Genomic DNA, 18,198 nt, shown 5'->3' on the forward strand with positions numbered 1-18,198 from the left:
CATGAACGCCAAGTCTAGGGACGGCCGGGCGGGACCCGGAGGGCGGGTCGAGTCACGAGCGGCGTGAGGCGGGCGCGTCGTCGGTGACCCACTCCTCGCGCGAGCGGTGTGTCTGGAGCCACCGCTCCGCGTACGCCACCGCGTCGGCCACGGGGAACAGCCGGGTGTCGGCCGCGCCCACGAGGCCCCGTACGACAGGGCGGTCCCGTTCGAAGTCGGCGCCCAGTTCGTCGAACCGCTCCGAGCTGATCGAGACCTCGGTCACGACCTCCCAGCGGGAACCCTCGGGCGTACGGACCGGCCGGCCCACCGCGACACGCGGGGAGGGGATCCGGTATTCGGCGAGGTGGAAGGCGGTGCAGGAGTCGTAGCCCGCGCCGAGCAGCAGGACGCGGGCGCCCATGGCCTCCAGGCGGGCCAGCGGGCTGCGCTCGCCGAGGCGGCAGTCCGGGGCGTGGTCCTCGACGATCTTCGACGCGCGCGGCCCGATCGCCGCGAACGAGGTCTGCGGGTGCACGCTGCGCAGGGCGCCCGGCCAGGTGCGTACGGTCTCCGGGACCACGCCCACCCCGCGCGTGGGCGTGATGAGCGGGTCGTACCCCGGCATCGTGGCGCGGATCGTCTCCCACCAGGCCTCGGGGACGGGCGGGCTGGTCCACAGGGCGGGGTCGGAGAGGCCGCCGGACTGAGTGGGGACCACGAGTGTGCCGTCCGGACCGAGCGCGTCGAGCAGTCCCTCGACGACCGCGATCGGGCCACCGTTGACCCATCCGAGGGAGCTGAGCGACGAGTGCGCGAGCAGGATCTCGCCGGGGCGTACGCCGAGCGTGCGCAGGTCCGCCGCGAGGGTGGCTCGGGTGACTAGTGGGCCGGTCGGAGGGGGTGTCGGCATGGTTCGGCAGTCTCCCCGACAACCCCTCGCCCTGCCACCGAATTGATCGATCAAAGATCATTCCCGCAGGTCAGATTAGGTTTACCTAAGTGATGCACCGCACCCCGGGTGGCGTGGACGCGGCTTGTCACTCTCTGAGGAATTACGCAACAATGGCGTTGTGAAAAACGTTGGCGAGGCCCCGCAGGAGGAACTCGCGACCGGTGAGCGCTCCACGCGCAACCGTGTCGCGCGGTCCATCCTGGACCACGGCCCGTCGACAGTGACCGACCTCGCGGGCAGGCTGGGCCTCACCCAGGCCGCCGTGCGACGGCACCTCGACGCGCTCGTCTCGGACGACGTCGTGGAGGCCCGCGAACAGCGGGTCTACGGCGCTCGTACGCGCGGGCGGCCCGCCAAGGTGTTCGCCCTGACCGACTGCGGCCGGGACGCCTTCGACCAGTCCTACGACAAGCTCGCCGCCGACGCCCTGCGCTGGATCGCGGAGCGCGAGGGCGGGGACGAGGCCGTCGTGGCCTTCGCCCGCGCCCGTATGGCGGCCCAGGCCGACACCTACCGCAAGGCGGTCGACGCCGCCGCCCCCGAAAAGCGCGCCGAAGCCCTGGCCAAGGCCCTGAGTGCGGACGGGTACGCTGCTACGGCGCGCAGCGCACCGGTCGGCGAGCAGCTCTGCCAGCACCACTGCCCGGTCGCCCATGTCGCCGAACAGTTTCCGCAGCTCTGCGAGGCGGAGACCGAGATCTTCTCCCAGCTGCTCGGCACGCATGTCCAGCGGCTGGCCACCATCGCCCACGGCGACGGTGTCTGCACCACCTTCATCCCAAAGATTTCCAAGCACGATTTTCACGGCCATGACGCATCTGCAAGTACCGCCGGGAGGAACCCCGCATGACGCTCCCCATTGAGGAGACTGCCCACCCCGAGCTCGAGGGTCTGGGTACGTACGAATACGGCTGGGCCGACTCCGACGTGGCCGGTGCCTCTGCCAAGCGCGGCATCAACGAGGACGTCGTCCGGGACATCTCTTCGAAGAAGAGCGAGCCGGAGTGGATGACCAAGCTCCGCCTCAAGGGCCTGCGCCTCTTCGAGAAGAAGCCCATGCCGAACTGGGGCTCGGACCTGTCGGGCATCGACTTCGACAACATCAAGTACTTCGTGCGCTCCACGGAGAAGCAGGCGGAGTCCTGGGAGGACCTGCCCGAGGACATCAAGAACACGTACGACAAGCTCGGCATCCCCGAGGCGGAGAAGCAGCGCCTCGTCGCGGGCGTCGCGGCCCAGTACGAGTCCGAGGTCGTCTACCACCAGATCCGTGAGGACCTGGAGGAGCAGGGCGTCATCTTCCTGGACACCGACACCGCCCTGAAGGAGCACCCGGAGCTCTTCAAGGAGTACTTCGGCACGGTCATCCCGGTCGGCGACAACAAGTTCGCGTCGCTGAACACCGCGGTGTGGTCCGGCGGCTCCTTCATCTACGTGCCGAAGGGCGTGCACGTCGAGATCCCGCTCCAGGCCTACTTCCGTATCAACACGGAGAACATGGGCCAGTTCGAGCGGACGCTGATCATCGTCGACGAGGACGCCTACGTCCACTACGTCGAGGGCTGCACGGCGCCGATCTACAAGTCGGACTCCCTGCACTCCGCGGTGGTCGAGATCATCGTGAAGAAGGGCGCCCGCTGCCGTTACACGACCATCCAGAACTGGTCGAACAACGTCTACAACCTGGTCACCAAGCGCGCCGTGGCCTACGAGGGCGCGACCATGGAGTGGGTCGACGGCAACATCGGCTCCAAGGTCACCATGAAGTACCCGGCCGTCTACCTGATGGGCGAGCACGCCAAGGGCGAGACCCTGTCCATCGCCTTCGCGGGCGAGGGCCAGCACCAGGACGCCGGCTCCAAGATGGTCCACATGGCGCCGAACACCTCCTCCAACATCGTCTCGAAGTCCGTGGCGCGTGGTGGCGGCCGTACGTCCTACCGCGGGCTCGTCGAGATCGGCGAGGGCGCCCACGGCTCCAAGTCGAACGTGCTGTGCGACGCGCTGCTCGTGGACACCATCTCCCGCTCGGACACGTACCCCTACGTGGACGTCCGCGAGGACGACGTGTCCATGGGTCACGAGGCCACCGTCTCCAAGGTCAGTGACGACCAGCTCTTCTACCTGATGAGCCGGGGCATGACCGAGTTCGAGGCGATGGCCATGATCGTGCGCGGCTTCGTCGAGCCCATCGCGAAGGAGCTGCCCATGGAGTACGCCCTTGAGCTCAACCGGCTGATCGAGCTGCAGATGGAAGGCGCGGTCGGCTGACGCACCCTTGCGTCCAGGCAGCAGGCGGCGCGTCCTCAGTGGCGAGCCGAGGATCGTAATAGAAAGCGAGCACTACGACAGCCATGGCTGAGGCTCAGAACTCCACGGTGGGGTCCTCCACCACCGCCGGATCGATCGCGGTGGCCGCCGAGTCGACCGTCGCCACGCGCATGAGCGCGCCCCCGTCCTTCGACGTGGCGGACTTCCCGGTCCCCCACGGCCGCGAGGAGGAGTGGCGGTTCACCCCGCTGGAGCGCCTGCGCGGGCTGCACGACGGCACCGCGGTCGCGACCGGCGTCGGCGTGAAGGTCGACATCGACGCGCCCGAGGGCGTCACGGTCGAGACCGTCGGCCGTGACGACGCCCGGCTCGGCAGGGCGGGCACTCCGGTGGACCGCGTCGCCGCCCAGGCCTACTCGGCCTTCGAGAAGGCCGGCGTGATCACCGTCCCCAAGGAGACGGTCCTCACCGAGCCGATCCGCATCGCCGTGCACGGCGAGGGCGGCGTCGCCTACGGCCACCAGGTCGTGGAACTCGGAGCCTTCGCCGAGGCCGTCGTCGTCATCGACCACACCGGTGACGCCGTGCTCGCCGCGAACGTCGACTACGTCCTGGGAGACGGCGCCAAGCTCACTGTCGTCTCCGTCCAGGACTGGGACGACAAGGCCGTCCACGTCGGCCAGCACAACGCGCTGATCGGCCGCGACGCCACCTTCAAGTCCTTCGTGGTCACCTTCGGTGGCGACCTCGTACGCCTCCACCCGCGGATCGCCTACGCCGGCACCGGCGGCGAGGCCGAGCTCTTCGGCCTGTACTTCACGGACGCCGGCCAGCACCAGGAGCACCGCCTCCTGGTCGACCACAACGCCCCGCACTGCAAGTCGAACGTGGCCTACAAGGGCGCGCTCCAGGGCGACGGCGCCCACGCGGTGTGGATCGGCGACGTCCTCATCGAGGCCACGGCCGAGGGCACGGACACCTACGAGATGAACCGCAACCTGGTTCTGACCGACGGCGCCCGTGTCGACTCCGTGCCGAACCTGGAGATCGAGACCGGCGAGATCGTCGGCGCCGGACACGCCTCGGCGACCGGCCGCTTCGACGACGAGCAGCTCTTCTACCTGATGGCCCGCGGCATCCCCGCCGACGAGGCCCGCCGTCTGGTGGTCCGCGGCTTCTTCGCCGAACTGGTCCAGCAGATCCGCGTCGCAGACATCCAGGAGCGCCTTCTCGCCAGGATCGACGAGGAGCTGGAGGCGTCCGTCTGATGAGTACGTTCGTACGCGCCTGTGGGCTGGGCGAGCTGGAGGACGACACCCCCAAGAGGGTGGAGCTCGACGGCACGCCGGTCTCGGTCGTGAAGACCGAGGGGGAGGTGTTCGCGATCAACGACATCTGCTCGCACGCGAACGTCTCGCTCTCCGAGGGCGAGGTGGAGGACTGTCAGATCGAGTGCTGGCTGCACGGCTCCGCGTTCGATCTCCGCACCGGCAAACCGTCCGGCCTGCCCGCGACGCGCCCCGTCCCCGTATACCCCGTAAAGATCGAAGGGGACGACGTGCTCGTCTCCCTCACCCAGGAGTCCTGAGGAACCCATGGCAACGCTTGAAATCCACGACCTGCACGTCACCGTCGAGGCCGACAACGCCACGAAGGAGATCCTCAAGGGCGTCGACCTCACCGTGAAGCAGGGCGAGACGCACGCCATCATGGGCCCGAACGGCTCCGGCAAGTCGACGCTCGCCTACTCGCTCGCGGGTCACCCCAAGTACACGATCACCGGCGGCACCGTCACCCTCGACGGCGAGGACGTCCTGGAGATGTCCGTCGACGAGCGCGCCCGCGCGGGCCTGTTCCTGGCGATGCAGTACCCGGTCGAGGTCCCCGGCGTCTCGGTCTCCAACTTCCTCCGCACGTCCGCCACCGCGATCCGCGGCGAGGCCCCCAAGCTGCGCACCTGGGTCAAGGAGGTCAAGGAGGCCATGGAGCGCCTCAACATGGACCCCACCTTCGCCGAGCGCAACGTGAACGAGGGCTTCTCCGGCGGCGAGAAGAAGCGCCACGAGATCCTCCAGCTGGAGCTCCTCAAGCCGAAGATCGCGATCCTCGACGAGACCGACTCCGGCCTGGACGTCGACGCCCTGCGCGTCGTCTCCGAGGGCGTCAACCGCGTCCGCGAGTCCGGTGAGGTGGGCACCCTGCTCATCACCCACTACACGCGCATCCTGCGCTACATCAAGCCCGACCACGTGCACGTGTTCGCGAACGGCCGCATCGCCGAGTCCGGCGGCGCGGAGCTCGCCGACCAGCTCGAGGCCGAGGGCTACGACAAGTACGTGAAGGGTGGCGCATCCGCGTGACACAGCTGCCGGGCCTCCTCACGAGTACATCCCTGCTCGACGAGGCGATCCGCAAGGACTTCCCCATCCTGGACCGCACGGTCCACGACGGTAAGAAGCTCGTGTACCTGGACAACGCGGCGACCTCGCAGAAGCCGCGCCAGGTACTGGACGCCCTGAACGAGTACTACGAGCGCTACAACGCCAACGTCCACCGCGGTGTGCATGTGCTCGCGGAGGAGGCCACGGCGCTGTACGAGGGCGCTCGCGACAAGGTCGCCGCGTTCATCAACGCGCCGAGCCGCGACGAGGTGATCTTCACGAAGAACGCCTCCGAGTCGCTCAACCTCGTGGCCAACATGCTCGGCTGGGCCGACGAGCCCTACCGCGTGGACCACGAGACCGAGATCGTCATCACGGAGATGGAGCACCACTCCAACATCGTGCCGTGGCAGCTGCTGGCGCAGCGCACGGGCGCGAAGCTGAAGTGGTTCGGCCTGACCGACGACGGCCGGCTCGACCTGTCCAACATCGACGAGATCATCACCGAGAAGACGAAGATCGTCTCCTTCGTGCTGGTGTCGAACATCCTGGGCACGGTCAACCCGGTCGAGGCGATAGTGCGCCGTGCGCAGGAGGTCGGCGCGCTCGTCTGCATCGACGCCTCGCAGGCGGCCCCGCACATGCCGATGGACGTACAGGCCCTGCAGGCCGACTTCGTGGCCTTCACCGGCCACAAGATGTGCGGCCCGACCGGCATCGGCGTCCTCTGGGGCCGTCAGGAGCTCCTGGAGGACCTGCCTCCGTTCCTCGGCGGCGGCGAGATGATCGAGACCGTGTCGATGCACTCGTCGACGTACGCACCCGCCCCGCACAAGTTCGAGGCGGGCACCCCGCCGATCGCGCAGGCGGTCGGGCTGGGCGCGGCGATCGACTATCTCTCCGCGATCGGCATGGACAAGATCCTCGCCCATGAGCACGCGCTCACCGAGTACGCGGTGAAGAGGCTCGGCGAGGTTCCGGACCTGCGGATCATCGGCCCGACGACGGCCGAGGACCGCGGTGCGGCGATCTCGTTCACGCTGGGTGACATCCACCCGCACGACGTGGGCCAGGTTCTCGACGAGCAGGGCATCGCGGTGCGCGTGGGCCACCACTGCGCGCGGCCCGTCTGCCTGCGGTACGGAATTCCTGCGACCACACGAGCGTCGTTCTATCTGTACTCCACGCCGGCCGAGATCGATGCTCTGGTCGACGGCCTGGAGCACGTACGGAACTTCTTCGGCTGAGGAGCTGGCTGAGTCGTGAGGCTTGATTCGATGTACCAGGAAGTCATCCTGGACCACTACAAGCACCCGCACGGGCGCGGTCTTCGAGATGGCGACGCCGAGGTGCACCACGTCAACCCGACGTGCGGCGACGAGATCACGCTGCGCGTGAAGTACGACGGCACGAAGATCAGCGACGTCTCGTACGAGGGCCAGGGCTGCTCCATCAGCCAGGCATCGGCCTCCGTGCTGAACGAACTGCTCGTCGGCAAGGACCTGGCCGAGGCGCGGAAGATCCAGGAGACCTTCCTGGAGCTGATGCAGTCCAAGGGCCGTATCGAGCCGGACGACACGATGGAGGAGATCCTCGAGGACGCGGTCGCGTTCGCGGGGGTCTCCAAGTACCCGGCCCGCGTGAAGTGCGCGTTGCTGAGCTGGATGGCCTGGAAGGACGCGACGGCCCAGGCCCTGGGCGAGGCCGACGCCGAAAGGAAGACGGCATGAGCGAGACCATCGAGATGAAACCGGCCTCCGAGGAAGAAGTCCGCGAGGCCCTGTACGACGTCGTCGACCCCGAACTGGGCATCGACGTCGTCAACCTCGGGCTGATCTACGGCATTCACATCGACGACGCGAACATCGCGACGATCGACATGACCCTGACGTCGGCGGCCTGTCCGCTCACCGACGTCATCGAGGACCAGGCCAAGTCCGCCACGGACGGCCTCGTGAACGAGCTCCGCATCAACTGGGTGTGGATGCCGCCGTGGGGCCCCGACAAGATCACGGACGACGGCCGCGACCAGCTTCGCGCGCTGGGCTTCAACGTCTGATTCCGTCTGTACGTGTTGTACGTGTGCGGCCCCCGGCATGATGCCGGGGGCCGCGTTCGTTTGTCGTCCGGGCCGGAGCCGGAGCCGGAGCCGGAGCCGGAGCCGGGGTCGGGGTCGGTCGGCCCCGGCTGCCGGGGAGTTGCTCAGCCCAGGCCCTTCACGAGCCTGAACGCCGAGTCCGCCCGGTAGAGGTGGCTGTTGTCGAACGATTCGAGGCGGATCTCGAAGTTGCGGTGGCGCAGGAAGCGGCCGCGGTAGTTGTACGACTCCAGCATGACCGCGTCGTTGAAGGACGATGGGCGGGGGCAGAACGTGGCGTCCTGCTTGAAGAGCTCGGAGCCGTTGTGGCGGTCGGCGCGGAGCCGGAACTGATAGTGGCGCAGATAGCGGTTGTCGCCCAGGGAGAAGGACACACAGCTGGAGTCGGCGATACCGGGGACGACCTTGAAGGTGGCCTCGTCCCTGGTCCGCGACGAGCTGTGGGAGCCCACCTGGTCGAGTCGCACCGAGTCGCGGTCGAGGTGCCAGTAGCGGTCGGGGTAGTTGACCGCCTGGACGGACTTCCCCGAGGAGGCGGGCCTGGACGCGGGAGGCTTGGCGGAGGCGGACTTGGACGGCCGCGGGTCCGAGTCCGGCTTCGTGCCGCCCTGCTGCTGGGCCTCGGGCGAGGCGGAGCCGTCCGCGGCGGCCTTGGAGGACTCGGGGGCGGCGAGGCCGCTCTTCCCGCTGGGTGCCGTGGCGGGGGGCGGGCTGGGTATGAGCGGCTCGTCCGCCGCGGAGGTGGTGTTCTTCGTCTTGTCCTTCGCCGAGGTGTCCGGGTCGTCGTCGAGCACGACGACGGCTGTGACGGTGGAGGCGAGAACCGCCACGAGGAGTGCTCCCGCGAGCCAGAGCCTGCGGGTTCCGGGTACGCGTGACTCGTCCACGGTTTCGCCGGTCTCCCACACCTTCGCGGGGCGGGCGGACGGGTCGGGAGCGGACCCGGGGTTTCTTTCAGGCATGCGAGGTTCCCCCAGCGTCGCCGAAGGCGGACGCGGATCGGTCATGTGGGTCGTGGCACAAGAGGAGGCGGAGGCCGCGGACACGCGTGACGGCTGTGGCCGGAGGATCCGCGTGCGCGACGAGGGGAACATTAGTAGAACTTGTGGGCCCCGCGTAGCGTTTCTGAGAGCGGTTTCTGCCAGGAACGCCGGGGGTTCTGCGGCCAGTTGACGGTGATCGTCGGGTCCGGCGGCCCGGGGAAAGATAGTTCAAGGCTTAAGGATTCGAGATCAGGGCCGCGGGAGGGGCGATCTCGGCGCCCGGGGCGGGGGGTTCGGACGCCGAGATCGCCGGCTCTCCCGGTGGAGGCGGAAGTTCCTCTCAGGGCCAACACGTTATGAAAGAAGGCGCCCGAGGCGTCGCGTGGACCGATGCCCAATCGTGTCCGTGCCGCGAGGGCCGGTGCCCGACGTGTGTGGCGAGGACCGGTGCCCGGCGCCGCCCGCGAGGAGCGGTACTAGCGCGTCGCGAAGGCCGACAGGAGTGCGGCGATCCGTTCGCGGGAGCCGCCGTTCTGGACCGGGGCCGCAGTGAGCACGTCCAGATGCTGGTAGCCGGGCAGGACCACGGGGTTCTTCTCCGCGGGGATGTGGTCCGCGAGGATCCCGTCGCCAGCGACGAAGGTGATCGTGGGGTTCGCGGTCAGGCCGCCGGGGTGCGCCATGTTCCGTGCGATCCGCGGGTCGTCGACCAGGGAGAGGTCGGTGACCAGCTTCGTCGGGAAGTAGTCCTCGGTGAAGTCCAGCGGCTGCTCGGAGAGGCTGCGGGCCAGCTCCCCGATGTCCGAGACCTCCTTGGCGGCCGTCGTGAACGGCGTGCCGTCCGCCGAGCGGTGCACCGGGTCGTCCGGCGCTCCCACCCGGTCGAAGTTCCGCCAGGTGTGGAGCGGGCCGGCCGGCTGGTCCGGGATCGCCTTCAGCTCCGTACCGAACAGGGCCGGTGAGCCCTGGACGTCGTTCGAGACCGGGAAGTTCTTGTCCACGAGCCGGCCGCCGTCGAAGAGGCCCACGCTGGTCTGGATGAAGGACAGGGGCGCCGAGTTGTCGTCCATGAAGGCGCCGAGGACCGCCGCGTTGGTGAGCCGGAAGTCGCGGATCGTGGGCCTGCCCGACAGGAAGACGGCCGCGTCCTTGGAGAACATCGTGCGGGACGTCGTCTCGATGTTGGCGTTCGACGGCAGGTCGTCCTGGAGGGTGGAGCGCGCGTCGGGTGCGGTGCGCGCCGCGAGGCCGCTGATCGCGAGGACGTTCATGATCTCGGGGTTGATCACCGCGGGGAGCGCGAGGAAGCGGGGCAGGACACCGCTGCGCAGACCGGCCTGTACGACGGTGTGGCCGAGGCCCGTCTCCGGGACCGTGCCCCTGGGCAGCAGGCCGCCGTTGAGGGTGCCCGAAGTGCCGTTCAGGTCATCCAGGTTGGTGGCGATCGTCGTGTCCAGGGCGAAGTAGCCCGCGCACTGGCTGAAGCCCGCGTCCGTCGTCGTCGCGGGGTTCCCGTCGAAGTCCCAGGTGGCGAAGACACCGGTGAGGACTCCGCCGAGCGAGTGCCCGCCGCACATCACCTTCTCCTTGCGGAGCCTCTGGTCGGGCAGTTCGGCGGACAGCAGGTCGTACTGGTCGCGGACCGTGCGCTCCAGACCGACCTCGGCCAGCCAGCCCACCTGATTACTCGTCAGAAAGCCGTCGAAGGAGCGTCCGTCGACCTTCTCGCCCTCGTAGTAGTAGCCAACAGCCTTGGCGGTACTGCCCGTTGAGATCCCGGTGTTGTCCTCAAGGCAGTTGGAGCGCCGGTCCAGGGCCCAGAACTCGATGTGCTCGCCCTTCTCGGCGGCCGCCCTCACCGTGTTGCGGGCCACGCTGTCGAAGGCGCCCGCGCCCTCCAGGATGCCGGGCTGGGCGACCAGGATCCGGTCGGCGTCGGCGGACTTCGACGGCCCCTCGGAGGAGCGGTAGCGCAGGTACGACAGCCGGTCGCAGCGCTCCGGGTGACCGCCCACCGAGGCGGGCAGCGGGATCCGTACCGAGACCACGGTCTCGGTGATGCCGGGGACCGGGGAGCCCGAGGCCACCGGGGTCTCGGTGCGGGCGGCCTCGGCGCCGGCCGGTGCTCCGTCGGCCGACGACGTCACGGTGAGCGCGGCCGCGCCGAGCGCTCCGGCGGTCAGGGCGCGCAGCCACCGGCCGCGTGGGCGGGGGACTCCTGTGCTCATGGTCTCTCCATCGGGACGACGGCGGGTCCGGGGTACCGAACGGTAACCATCGGTAACTTCCGTATGCCATAAGGAAAATGAGCAAACAGGCGCGGCCGGTCGCGCACATTCGCACAGTGGCTCGGTGGCGGGGCCCGGTGCGCGGCGGGAGACTGCGGCGTATGGCTGTCTCCTGGTATCAAGTCGTCGTCGACGCCCACGACCTGCCGTCGCTGGCCCGCTTCTGGTGTCAGGTCCTCGACTGGCGCGTGCTGTTCGAGACCGAGGACGAGATCGTCATCGGGGCCGACCCGAGTGCCCTGCCCGGCATCTGCTTCGTACCGGTCGGCGAGCGCAAGACAGGCAAGAACCGGCTGCACATCGACCTCACGCCCGACGACCGGGACGCCGAGGTCGAGCGGCTCCTCGCGCTCGGGGCCCGGCGGGCGGACGTCGGCCAGGGCGAGGACGTCACCTGGGTCGTCCTCGCCGATCCCGAGGGCAACGAGTTCTGTGTGCTGCGGCCGAAGAAGACACTCCTCGACTGAGGTCGGCCCGGCTGGGGCGGTGGAGTTGTGTACAGGCGTACGTATCGATGCGTACACTCGTACACATGGGATACGTGCTGCTCGCCGGAGCCATCGCCGCAGAGGTGGCCGCCACCACAGCCATGAAGTACAGCGACGGCTTCAGCAAACTGTGGCCCTCGCTGGTGACCGCGATCGGTTACGTCGTCGCGTTCGCGCTGCTCGCACAGACGCTGAAGACCGTCGCGGTCGGCACGGCCTACGCGATCTGGGCGGGGATCGGCACGGCGGCCGTCGCGGGCATCGGGATGATGTTCCTGGGCGAGGGCATGAACACCGCCAAGTTCGCCGGGATCGTGCTGATCATCGGCGGGGTCGTGGTGCTGAACCTGGGCGGGGCGCACTGATGCGGCACCGCCCCGTGGGAGCCTGCTCGCGCCGCCCGGCGGGAGTCCGCTGATGGTCCGGCGCTACGACCCCGAGCGGCGGCAGCGGATCATCGACGCGGCGATCCGTGTCGTCGCCGACAAGGGCATCGGCGGGCTCAGCCACCGCTCGGCCGCGGCCGAGGCCGATGTGCCGCTCGGCTCGACGACGTACCACTTCAAGACCCTCGACGAGCTCATGGTCGCCGCGCTGCGCCAGACCAACGAGGGCTTCGCGAAGGTCGTCGCCTCGCGGGGCGCGCTGGAGGACACCGGGGCCGATCTGGCCGGTGAGCTCGCCGGTCTCCTGGGCGAGTGGCTGGGCGGCGACCGCACGAGCGTGGAGCTGGAGTACGAGCTCTATCTCGCCGCACTGCGCCGCCCCGTGCTGCGGCCCGTCGCCGCCGAGTGGTGCCAGGACCTCGCCGAGCGGATCGGCCGCCGCACGGACCCCGTCACCGCGCGGGCCCTCGTCGCGGTGATGGACGGGATCTGTCTGCAGGTACTGGTGACAGGGGCGGAGTACGACGAGGAGTACACACGCGAGGTGCTGGCCCGGGTGATCCCCTGAATCCCGCTGTCCGTCAAGCGTGAACCTTTCGCGGCCCTGCGGGGAACAGGGGTGAAAGGCTCGGCACGACGAAGCAGGGGGAGGACTTGTGACCGGACCACCGGCACCTGAGGCCGGGGTGCACGACGACGCGGAGGTCGTCGCCCAGTCGCTGGAGGACCCGGAGCTGTTCGCCCGGCTCTACGACCGGCACGCGCCCGACATCCACCGGTACGCGGCCCGGCGCCTCGGGGACGGCGCCGCCGACGACATCACGGCGGACACCTTCCTCACCGCGTTCCGCATCCGCGGCCGCTACGACCTCACCCGCGCCAACGCACGCCCCTGGCTGTACGGCATCGCGGGCAACCTCATCGGTAAACAGCGTCGCGCCGAGGTGCGGGCGCTCAAGGCGCTGGCCCGCACCGGGCACGACCCCGTCGCCGCCTCCTGGGTCGAGGAGACCGAGAGCCGGGTCGCCGCACAGGCACCGCTCGCCGGAGCCCTCGCCGCACTGCCCGCGGGGGACCGGCACGTACTGCTGCTCATCGCCTGGGCCGACCTCAGCTACCAGGAGGTTGCCGAGGCACTGGACATCCCGGTCGGGACGGTCCGCTCACGGCTCAACAGGGCCCGGCGCAAGGTGCGTACGGCGCTGGGCGCGGACCCCGCGTTCCTGCCCGACACCCCGGAGGTGGTCTGACGTGGACGAGATGACCGCGGTACGCGAACTGCGGGCCGAGACACCCCTGCCCCCGCGCACACGGCTCGTGCCGGGGCGTGACGCGCTGCTGGCGGAGGCCGCGCGCGGTCGCCGGAGCCGGGGACCGCGCGCCGACTGGCGGCTCGCCGCCGTGGGCGCCGCGGCCGCGATCACGCTGGCGGCGGTGCTCGGCACCCAGGTCGTGGGCGACGGGGGGCACGAGACGCTGCCGGGGGCCCGGTCGACGTATTTCCTGGAACTGGGCAGTGCGAAGGACCTGTTGACCGACGCCGCGGACGTGATCGCGGCCGGTCCCTCGGTCACCGCCCGCGACGGCCAGTGGATCTACGTCAAGAGCGGCGAGGTGAACCTCACGGACGACTCGCAGCCGGGGACGAGCGAGACCTGGATGAGGTACGCCGATCCGTCCATGGAGGACGGGAAGGCGGGCGACGACCATTCGCCGAGGGAGGAGTACGAGTTCCTCAAGGGCCTGCCCGACGACCCGAAGAAGGTACGGGCGAAGGCGCGCGCGTTCTTCTACGCCACCGACAGGACGGAGACCCGCACCCAACACGAGTACCGGGCCCTCACCGCGGTCCTCGGCCGGGCCTACGCGTACGACGCCGGGGATCTCGCCAAGGTCTACCGGGCCCTGGCCACGATTCCCGGCGTACGGGCCGCGCAGGTCCAGGACGCGGCGGGACGCGACGCCGTCGCGGTGTACCTCAAGAGCGAGGACCCGACGGCGAACCGGGACGAACTCCTCCTGGACCCGGAGACCTACCTCTACAGCGGTCATCGCTGGGTGGCCCGGAGCGACGGCGGCCAGTGGCAGAAGGGGGACGCCGTCATCGGCGGGGTGCGACTGGCCGTGGCGGTGGTCGGCAAGAAGGGCGAGCGGCCCTGACCTGGACTGCCCGGGTTCGTCCGGCACGACCCCGCCGGACAGGCCCCGGTGCGCCCGGCACCTGAGACGCCGGGCGCACTGGTTGGCACCCGCGGGCCCCGGCCGGTTAGGTTTCCCTCATGACCGACACGACTGCTACTCGCACCACCGGCGCCGTCGCCGCCGGGCTTGCCACGCTCGCCGCCGACGGAACTGTCCTCGACACCTGGTTCCCGGCCCCCGAACTGGCCGCCGAGCCCGGCCCCTCCGGCTCCGAGCGGCTGTCCGCCGAGCGCGCGGCGGAGCTGCTCGGCGAGGGCGCCGTGAAGGCGATCGGCCCGGACGCCCGCCGTGGCGTCGAAGTGGTCGCGGTCCGTACGGTCATCGCCTCGCTCGACGAGAAGCCGGTCGACGCGCACGACGCGTACCTGCGTCTGCACCTGCTCTCGCACCGCCTCGTGAAGCCGCACGGGCAGAGCCTCGACGGCCTGTTCGCCCACCTCGCCAACGTCGCCTGGACCTCGCTCGGCCCGGTCGCCGTGGACGACGTGGAGAAGGTCCGGCTGAACGCCCGCGCCGAGGGCCTCCACCTGGCCGTGACGTCCATCGACAAGTTCCCGCGCATGACGGACTACGTGGCGCCGAAGGGCGTCCGCATCGCCGACGCCGACCGGGTCCGCCTCGGCGCGCACCTCGCCGAGGGCACCACGGTCATGCACGAGGGCTTCGTGAACTTCAACGCGGGCACGCTCGGCACGTCGATGGTCGAGGGCCGTATCTCCGCCGGCGTCGTCGTCGGCGACGGCTCGGACATCGGCGGCGGCGCGTCCACCATGGGCACGCTGTCCGGCGGCGGCAATGTCCGCATCACGATCGGCGAGCGCTGCCTGATCGGGGCGGAGGCGGGCGTCGGGATCGCCCTCGGTGACGAGTGTGTCGTCGAGGCGGGGCTGTACGTCACCGCCGGGACGCGGGTCACGATGCCGGACGGGCAGATCGTGAAGGCCCGTGAGCTGTCCGGGGCGTCCAACATTCTGTTCCGGCGGAACTCGGTCACCGGGACGGTGGAGGCGCGGCCGAACAATGCGGTGTGGGGTGGCCTCAACGAGATCCTCCACAGTCACAACTGAGCCCCGCGGTTGTTTTGTGAACCTGGCGCCCTCCCACTTGCTGTGGGAGGGCGCCAGGTTCTTTGGGGTCGGACGTCGGGTGCGGGCCCGGTGGGGGCTGGTCGCGCAGTTCCCCGCGCCCCTGAAAGCGGGGCTGCGCCCCTGGCTTTTATCTTCTAGGGGCGCGGGGAACTGCGCGACAAGCCCCCACCCACCCGCACGTCACCATCGGACCGCAGGAATTCCGCGCCGTCAGGCATAGCGGGGGTCCGCCCGGGACGTCAGTACGGGTGGGAGCGGGGGAGAACCCGCTGGGGAAGAGAAGGTGACGATGGATGCCCAAGGGCACGAGCGGTTCCGGGAATTCGTGGAGAACCGGTCATCGGCGCTGCTGAAGACCGCCGTGCTGCTCAGCGGCGGCGACCGCCACGCGGCCGAGGACCTGCTGCAGAACGCGCTGGTCAAGGCAGCCGGACGATGGCAGCGGATCGACGAGCCGGAGGCGTACGTACGGCAGATCCTGTACCGCCAGCAGGTGAGCCGATGGCGGCTGAAGTGGCGCCGACGGGAACTGACGGTCGCCGAACCGCCCGAGGGGACGGGCGGGGCCGCGGCGGACGCCTCCTCCGCGGCCGACCTGCGGATCGTGATGCGCGGAGCGCTGGCGCGGCTGACCGCCCGGCAGCGGACCGTGCTCGTACTGCGCTACTTCGAGGACCTGCCGGAGGCCGACGTGGCCCGGATCCTCGGCTGCTCGGTGGGGACCGTGCGGTCCACCACCCACCGCTCGCTCGCTCGGCTGCGGGCTCTCGCGCCGGAACTGGCCGCTCTGGGACCCGCCGACGCGGAACAGAGCCCGTCCCGCGACTTCTCACCGGTGGAGGTACGTCCGTGAACATGGATCAGCTGGTGCGCGACGCCCTGCACGAGCAGGCCGCGGACACCACGACGACACCGTCCGGCTTCGCGGGCCGCGTCCTCGCCGTCCGGCGACGCCGCCGGACCCGTACGATCGCCGGCGCCGCGGTGGCCACGGCGGTCGCCGTCGCCGTCGGGGTGGCGGTTCCGATGCTGGACGGGGGCAGGGACGAGCCCCGGCTCGCCAGCCAGAAGAACCAGAGCGACATCATCGCCCACCCGGACCAGTCGCCGCCGCGCGACCTCATCGCGGCGGGCAACACCGCGATGGCCGCCTACTACACGTACAGCACCGTCAAGGAGAGTGCGGACCGGGGCGTCACCCGGCGCACGTACCACCTCCTCGACCAGGAGACCGGCAAGTACGTGAAGACCACGAAGTGGTCCATCCTCGACGTCGCTCCCGGCATGCGCACCGCCGCCGTCCTGGAGCAGAAGCTGCCGACCAAGCGGATCGGGCTGCTCGACCTGCTCACCGGCGAGGTCGAGCGCTGGATCCCGGTCGACCGCGGTGTCGCGGGGGTCAGGTTCTCTCCCGACGGCAGCAAGCTCGTCGCGACGACGTACAGCGAGAACCCCGACCTGCGGGTCAAGGCGGACTACGACAGCGACGGCGACGGCAAGAAGAACGACTGGACGACGCAGTTCGGCGAGTCGTACCGGACCGGCTTCTACGTCCTCGACGTCGACTCCGGCAAGGGCTCCTGGAGCAAGGTCACGGTGCACGACGACGAGGACATGCCCGGGGGATCCCTCAACGCCCGTCAGGACTTCGCCTTCAGCAGTGACGCCAAGCTGGTGTACTCGGGGCTCACCATGGAACCCCACGTGCAGTACTACGACTTCGAGGGCAAGGAGGCCGCCACGCCCGCGAACGAGAAGTACCTGCACTGGTCCGTCGGCGCCCGCCTGTCCCCGGACGGCAAGCTCGCCGCCGGCGACTTCGCGGGGGGCATCAAGACCACCGCCTCCGAGATCAACGACCCCTACACCGGCAAGCGGCTCCACAAGATCCCCGGACAGCAGCTGCTCGCCTGGGTCGACAACAAGCGGCTCATCGCCTTCGACATCGCACCCGGTACGAACGAGTTCCACAACCGGCTCGTGCTCGTCACGATCGGCAGCGACAAGACCGTCCCGCTGAGCGGTTTCCGCAAGGGGAACGACGGTGCGGCGGGGCGTTGGACGCCGGTCTTCGCCGAGCGCTGAGCGAGCTCCGATCACACACCGGCCGGGGCTGCCACCAGCCGCTCGTACGCCGTCCGCAGCCCGTCGACCGTCTCCCGGCCGGCGGGCCGCAGTGGTGCCCGGACCGGACCCGCGGGCAGGCCGAGGGCGCCGAGCAGGGCCTTCGCCGTCACCGTGCCGGGCAGGCCGGAGCCCATCATCAACTCCGTGAGGGGGATGGTGAGTTGCTGCCGCCGGATCGCCTCGTCCGGGTCGCCGCCCTCGAACGCGTCCAGGATCGAACGGAAGTGACGCGGAATCACATTCGCCACCGTGCTGATGTATCCGGCACCACCGATCGCGTACATCGCGAGGACGTACTCGTCGCAGCCCGTGTAGTACGCCAACTCCGTCGCGGCCAGCACCTTCTGGGTGCCGAGCAGGTCGTACGCGCAGTCCTTCACCGCCACGATCCGCGGATGCCCGGCCAGCCGCAGCATCGTCTCCGGCTCGATGCGTGTCCCCGTGCGGCCCGGGATGTCGTACAGCGCCAGCGGCAGTCCGGAGGCGTCCGCGATCGCGCGGAAGTGTGCCTCGACGGCGTCCTGCGGGGGCCTGCTGTAGTACGGCGTGACCACCAACAGGCCGTCCGCGCCCGCCTTTTCGGCCTCCAGGGCGAGCTCGGTGGTGTGGCGGGTGTCGGCGGTCCCGATGCCCGCGACGATCGCGGCGCGGTCCCCGACGGCGTCCGCCACCGCCCGCACGAGCGCCGACTTCTCGGCGTCCGTCGTGGTCGGCGACTCCCCGGTCGTCCCGGACAGCACCAGCCCGTCGCAGCCCTCGGAGACCAGCCGGTCGGCCAGCCGCTGCGCACCGTCCAGGTCCAGCAGTCCCTCGTCGGTGAAGGGCGTGATCATCGCGCAGAGGGCACGGCCGAAGGGCGGGGTACGTCGTGAGGTCATGGAGGTAGTCTCGGCACCTCCATCCTGAAGCTCCACTTAATTCTTCTACGGGATATGGGTAAGCGGTTCTTATC

20 protein-coding genes are annotated in these 18,198 nt (G+C 69.7%); 16 read left to right on the forward strand and 4 right to left on the reverse strand.

Annotated features, from left to right (window positions below):
* Nucleotides 1–52 precede the first annotated feature (52 nt).
* Nucleotides 53–892, reverse strand: a complete 840-nt coding sequence (locus JEQ17_RS35175) for an aminoglycoside N(3)-acetyltransferase (protein ID WP_200399018.1) — start codon at nucleotides 890–892, stop codon at nucleotides 53–55.
* Between the two features lie 160 nt (nucleotides 893–1,052).
* Here JEQ17_RS35175 and JEQ17_RS35180 point away from each other — a divergent pair, with 160 nt between their 5' ends.
* From JEQ17_RS35180 to JEQ17_RS35215, 8 genes are all read left to right on the forward strand, one after another.
* Entirely contained in the window at nucleotides 1,053–1,784 is a 732-nt protein-coding gene (locus JEQ17_RS35180; protein WP_200399019.1) for a helix-turn-helix transcriptional regulator, read from the forward strand.
* Nucleotides 1,781–3,205 carry a Fe-S cluster assembly protein SufB gene (gene sufB, locus JEQ17_RS35185; RefSeq protein WP_189840490.1) on the forward strand — a complete coding sequence of 475 codons (1,425 nt, stop codon included), beginning with the start codon at nucleotides 1,781–1,783 and terminating at the stop codon, nucleotides 3,203–3,205. The genes JEQ17_RS35180 and sufB overlap by 4 nt, the downstream gene beginning before the upstream one ends.
* Before the next feature lie 83 nt (nucleotides 3,206–3,288).
* Entirely contained in the window at nucleotides 3,289–4,473 is a 1,185-nt protein-coding gene (gene sufD / locus JEQ17_RS35190) for a Fe-S cluster assembly protein SufD (protein WP_200399020.1), read from the forward strand.
* Nucleotides 4,473–4,793 carry a non-heme iron oxygenase ferredoxin subunit gene (locus tag JEQ17_RS35195; RefSeq protein ID WP_200399021.1) on the forward strand — a complete coding sequence of 107 codons (321 nt, stop codon included), beginning with the start codon at nucleotides 4,473–4,475 and terminating at the stop codon, nucleotides 4,791–4,793. The genes sufD and JEQ17_RS35195 overlap by 1 nt, the downstream gene beginning before the upstream one ends.
* Before the next feature lie 7 nt (nucleotides 4,794–4,800).
* A complete protein-coding gene (gene sufC, locus JEQ17_RS35200) occupies nucleotides 4,801–5,565 on the forward strand; it encodes a Fe-S cluster assembly ATPase SufC (protein ID WP_200399022.1) in 765 nt (254 codons plus the stop codon).
* The gene (locus JEQ17_RS35205; RefSeq protein ID WP_200399023.1) at nucleotides 5,562–6,833 is read left to right on the forward strand and encodes a cysteine desulfurase; all 1,272 of its coding nucleotides are present in this window, start codon (nucleotides 5,562–5,564) and stop codon (nucleotides 6,831–6,833) included. The genes sufC and JEQ17_RS35205 overlap by 4 nt, the downstream gene beginning before the upstream one ends.
* A 15-nt stretch (nucleotides 6,834–6,848) precedes the next feature.
* Nucleotides 6,849–7,316, forward strand: coding sequence for a Fe-S cluster assembly sulfur transfer protein SufU (gene sufU / locus JEQ17_RS35210; RefSeq protein WP_200399024.1), 468 nt, complete (start codon nucleotides 6,849–6,851; stop codon nucleotides 7,314–7,316).
* A complete protein-coding gene (locus tag JEQ17_RS35215) occupies nucleotides 7,313–7,645 on the forward strand; it encodes a metal-sulfur cluster assembly factor (RefSeq protein ID WP_055610947.1) in 333 nt (110 codons plus the stop codon). Before sufU ends, JEQ17_RS35215 begins: the two co-directional genes overlap by 4 nt.
* Before the next feature lie 143 nt (nucleotides 7,646–7,788).
* Here JEQ17_RS35215 and JEQ17_RS35220 read toward each other — a convergent pair whose 3' ends face one another.
* Entirely contained in the window at nucleotides 7,789–8,646 is an 858-nt protein-coding gene (locus JEQ17_RS35220; RefSeq protein ID WP_200399025.1) for an AbfB domain-containing protein, read from the reverse strand.
* Nucleotides 8,647–9,143: 497 nt separating this feature from the next.
* Nucleotides 9,144–10,895: a hypothetical protein gene (locus JEQ17_RS35225; RefSeq protein ID WP_234048487.1), complete on the reverse strand. Its 1,752-nt coding sequence runs from the start codon at nucleotides 10,893–10,895 to the stop codon at nucleotides 9,144–9,146.
* Between the two features lie 161 nt (nucleotides 10,896–11,056).
* On the opposite strand from JEQ17_RS35225, the gene JEQ17_RS35230 reads away from it, so the two are divergent.
* From JEQ17_RS35230 to JEQ17_RS35265, 8 genes are all read left to right on the forward strand, one after another.
* The gene (locus tag JEQ17_RS35230) at nucleotides 11,057–11,422 is read left to right on the forward strand and encodes a VOC family protein (RefSeq protein ID WP_200399026.1); all 366 of its coding nucleotides are present in this window, start codon (nucleotides 11,057–11,059) and stop codon (nucleotides 11,420–11,422) included.
* 65 nt (nucleotides 11,423–11,487) lie between these two features.
* Nucleotides 11,488–11,808 (forward strand): DMT family transporter, encoded by a 321-nt coding sequence (locus JEQ17_RS35235; RefSeq protein WP_200399027.1) that lies wholly within the window; start codon nucleotides 11,488–11,490, stop codon nucleotides 11,806–11,808.
* A 52-nt stretch (nucleotides 11,809–11,860) separates the two neighbouring features.
* Nucleotides 11,861–12,397 (forward strand): TetR/AcrR family transcriptional regulator, encoded by a 537-nt coding sequence (locus tag JEQ17_RS35240; RefSeq protein WP_200399028.1) that lies wholly within the window; start codon nucleotides 11,861–11,863, stop codon nucleotides 12,395–12,397.
* Between the two features lie 88 nt (nucleotides 12,398–12,485).
* The gene (locus tag JEQ17_RS35245; RefSeq protein WP_200399029.1) at nucleotides 12,486–13,079 is read left to right on the forward strand and encodes an RNA polymerase sigma factor; all 594 of its coding nucleotides are present in this window, start codon (nucleotides 12,486–12,488) and stop codon (nucleotides 13,077–13,079) included.
* 10 nt (nucleotides 13,080–13,089) lie between these two features.
* Nucleotides 13,090–13,989, forward strand: coding sequence for a CU044_5270 family protein (locus tag JEQ17_RS35250; protein WP_234048812.1), 900 nt, complete (start codon nucleotides 13,090–13,092; stop codon nucleotides 13,987–13,989).
* A gap of 119 nt (nucleotides 13,990–14,108) precedes the next feature.
* Nucleotides 14,109–15,098 carry a 2,3,4,5-tetrahydropyridine-2,6-dicarboxylate N-succinyltransferase gene (gene dapD, locus JEQ17_RS35255; protein ID WP_200399031.1) on the forward strand — a complete coding sequence of 330 codons (990 nt, stop codon included), beginning with the start codon at nucleotides 14,109–14,111 and terminating at the stop codon, nucleotides 15,096–15,098.
* Between the two features lie 310 nt (nucleotides 15,099–15,408).
* Complete coding sequence (locus JEQ17_RS35260; RefSeq protein ID WP_200399032.1) at nucleotides 15,409–15,972, forward strand: SigE family RNA polymerase sigma factor; 564 nt, start codon at nucleotides 15,409–15,411, stop codon at nucleotides 15,970–15,972.
* Nucleotides 15,969–17,204 carry a WD40 repeat domain-containing protein gene (locus JEQ17_RS35265; protein WP_200399033.1) on the forward strand — a complete coding sequence of 412 codons (1,236 nt, stop codon included), beginning with the start codon at nucleotides 15,969–15,971 and terminating at the stop codon, nucleotides 17,202–17,204. The genes JEQ17_RS35260 and JEQ17_RS35265 overlap by 4 nt, the downstream gene beginning before the upstream one ends.
* Before the next feature lie 11 nt (nucleotides 17,205–17,215).
* On the opposite strand, the gene dapA is transcribed toward JEQ17_RS35265, so the two are convergent.
* The gene (gene dapA / locus JEQ17_RS35270; protein WP_200399034.1) at nucleotides 17,216–18,124 is read right to left on the reverse strand and encodes a 4-hydroxy-tetrahydrodipicolinate synthase; all 909 of its coding nucleotides are present in this window, start codon (nucleotides 18,122–18,124) and stop codon (nucleotides 17,216–17,218) included.
* Nucleotides 18,125–18,198 lie beyond the last annotated feature (74 nt).

The organism is Streptomyces liliifuscus, from assembly GCF_016598615.1.
Lineage (GTDB): Bacteria > Actinomycetota > Actinomycetes > Streptomycetales > Streptomycetaceae > Streptomyces > Streptomyces liliifuscus.

Coding starts and splice junctions, on each gene's coding strand:
- JEQ17_RS35175 (WP_200399018.1), bottom strand. CDS start 892: ATGCCGACACCCCCTCCGACCGGCCCACTAGTCACCCGAGCCACCCTC.
- sufB (WP_189840490.1), top strand. CDS start 1,781: ATGACGCTCCCCATTGAGGAGACTGCCCACCCCGAGCTCGAGGGTCTG.
- sufD (WP_200399020.1), top strand. CDS start 3,289: ATGGCTGAGGCTCAGAACTCCACGGTGGGGTCCTCCACCACCGCCGGA.
- JEQ17_RS35195 (WP_200399021.1), top strand. CDS start 4,473: ATGAGTACGTTCGTACGCGCCTGTGGGCTGGGCGAGCTGGAGGACGAC.
- sufC (WP_200399022.1), top strand. CDS start 4,801: ATGGCAACGCTTGAAATCCACGACCTGCACGTCACCGTCGAGGCCGAC.
- JEQ17_RS35215 (WP_055610947.1), top strand. CDS start 7,313: ATGAGCGAGACCATCGAGATGAAACCGGCCTCCGAGGAAGAAGTCCGC.
- JEQ17_RS35220 (WP_200399025.1), bottom strand. CDS start 8,646: ATGCCTGAAAGAAACCCCGGGTCCGCTCCCGACCCGTCCGCCCGCCCC.
- JEQ17_RS35225 (WP_234048487.1), bottom strand. CDS start 10,895: ATGAGCACAGGAGTCCCCCGCCCACGCGGCCGGTGGCTGCGCGCCCTG.
- JEQ17_RS35230 (WP_200399026.1), top strand. CDS start 11,057: ATGGCTGTCTCCTGGTATCAAGTCGTCGTCGACGCCCACGACCTGCCG.
- JEQ17_RS35235 (WP_200399027.1), top strand. CDS start 11,488: ATGGGATACGTGCTGCTCGCCGGAGCCATCGCCGCAGAGGTGGCCGCC.
- JEQ17_RS35240 (WP_200399028.1), top strand. CDS start 11,861: ATGGTCCGGCGCTACGACCCCGAGCGGCGGCAGCGGATCATCGACGCG.
- JEQ17_RS35250 (WP_234048812.1), top strand. CDS start 13,090: ATGACCGCGGTACGCGAACTGCGGGCCGAGACACCCCTGCCCCCGCGC.
- dapD (WP_200399031.1), top strand. CDS start 14,109: ATGACCGACACGACTGCTACTCGCACCACCGGCGCCGTCGCCGCCGGG.
- JEQ17_RS35260 (WP_200399032.1), top strand. CDS start 15,409: ATGGATGCCCAAGGGCACGAGCGGTTCCGGGAATTCGTGGAGAACCGG.
- dapA (WP_200399034.1), bottom strand. CDS start 18,124: ATGACCTCACGACGTACCCCGCCCTTCGGCCGTGCCCTCTGCGCGATG.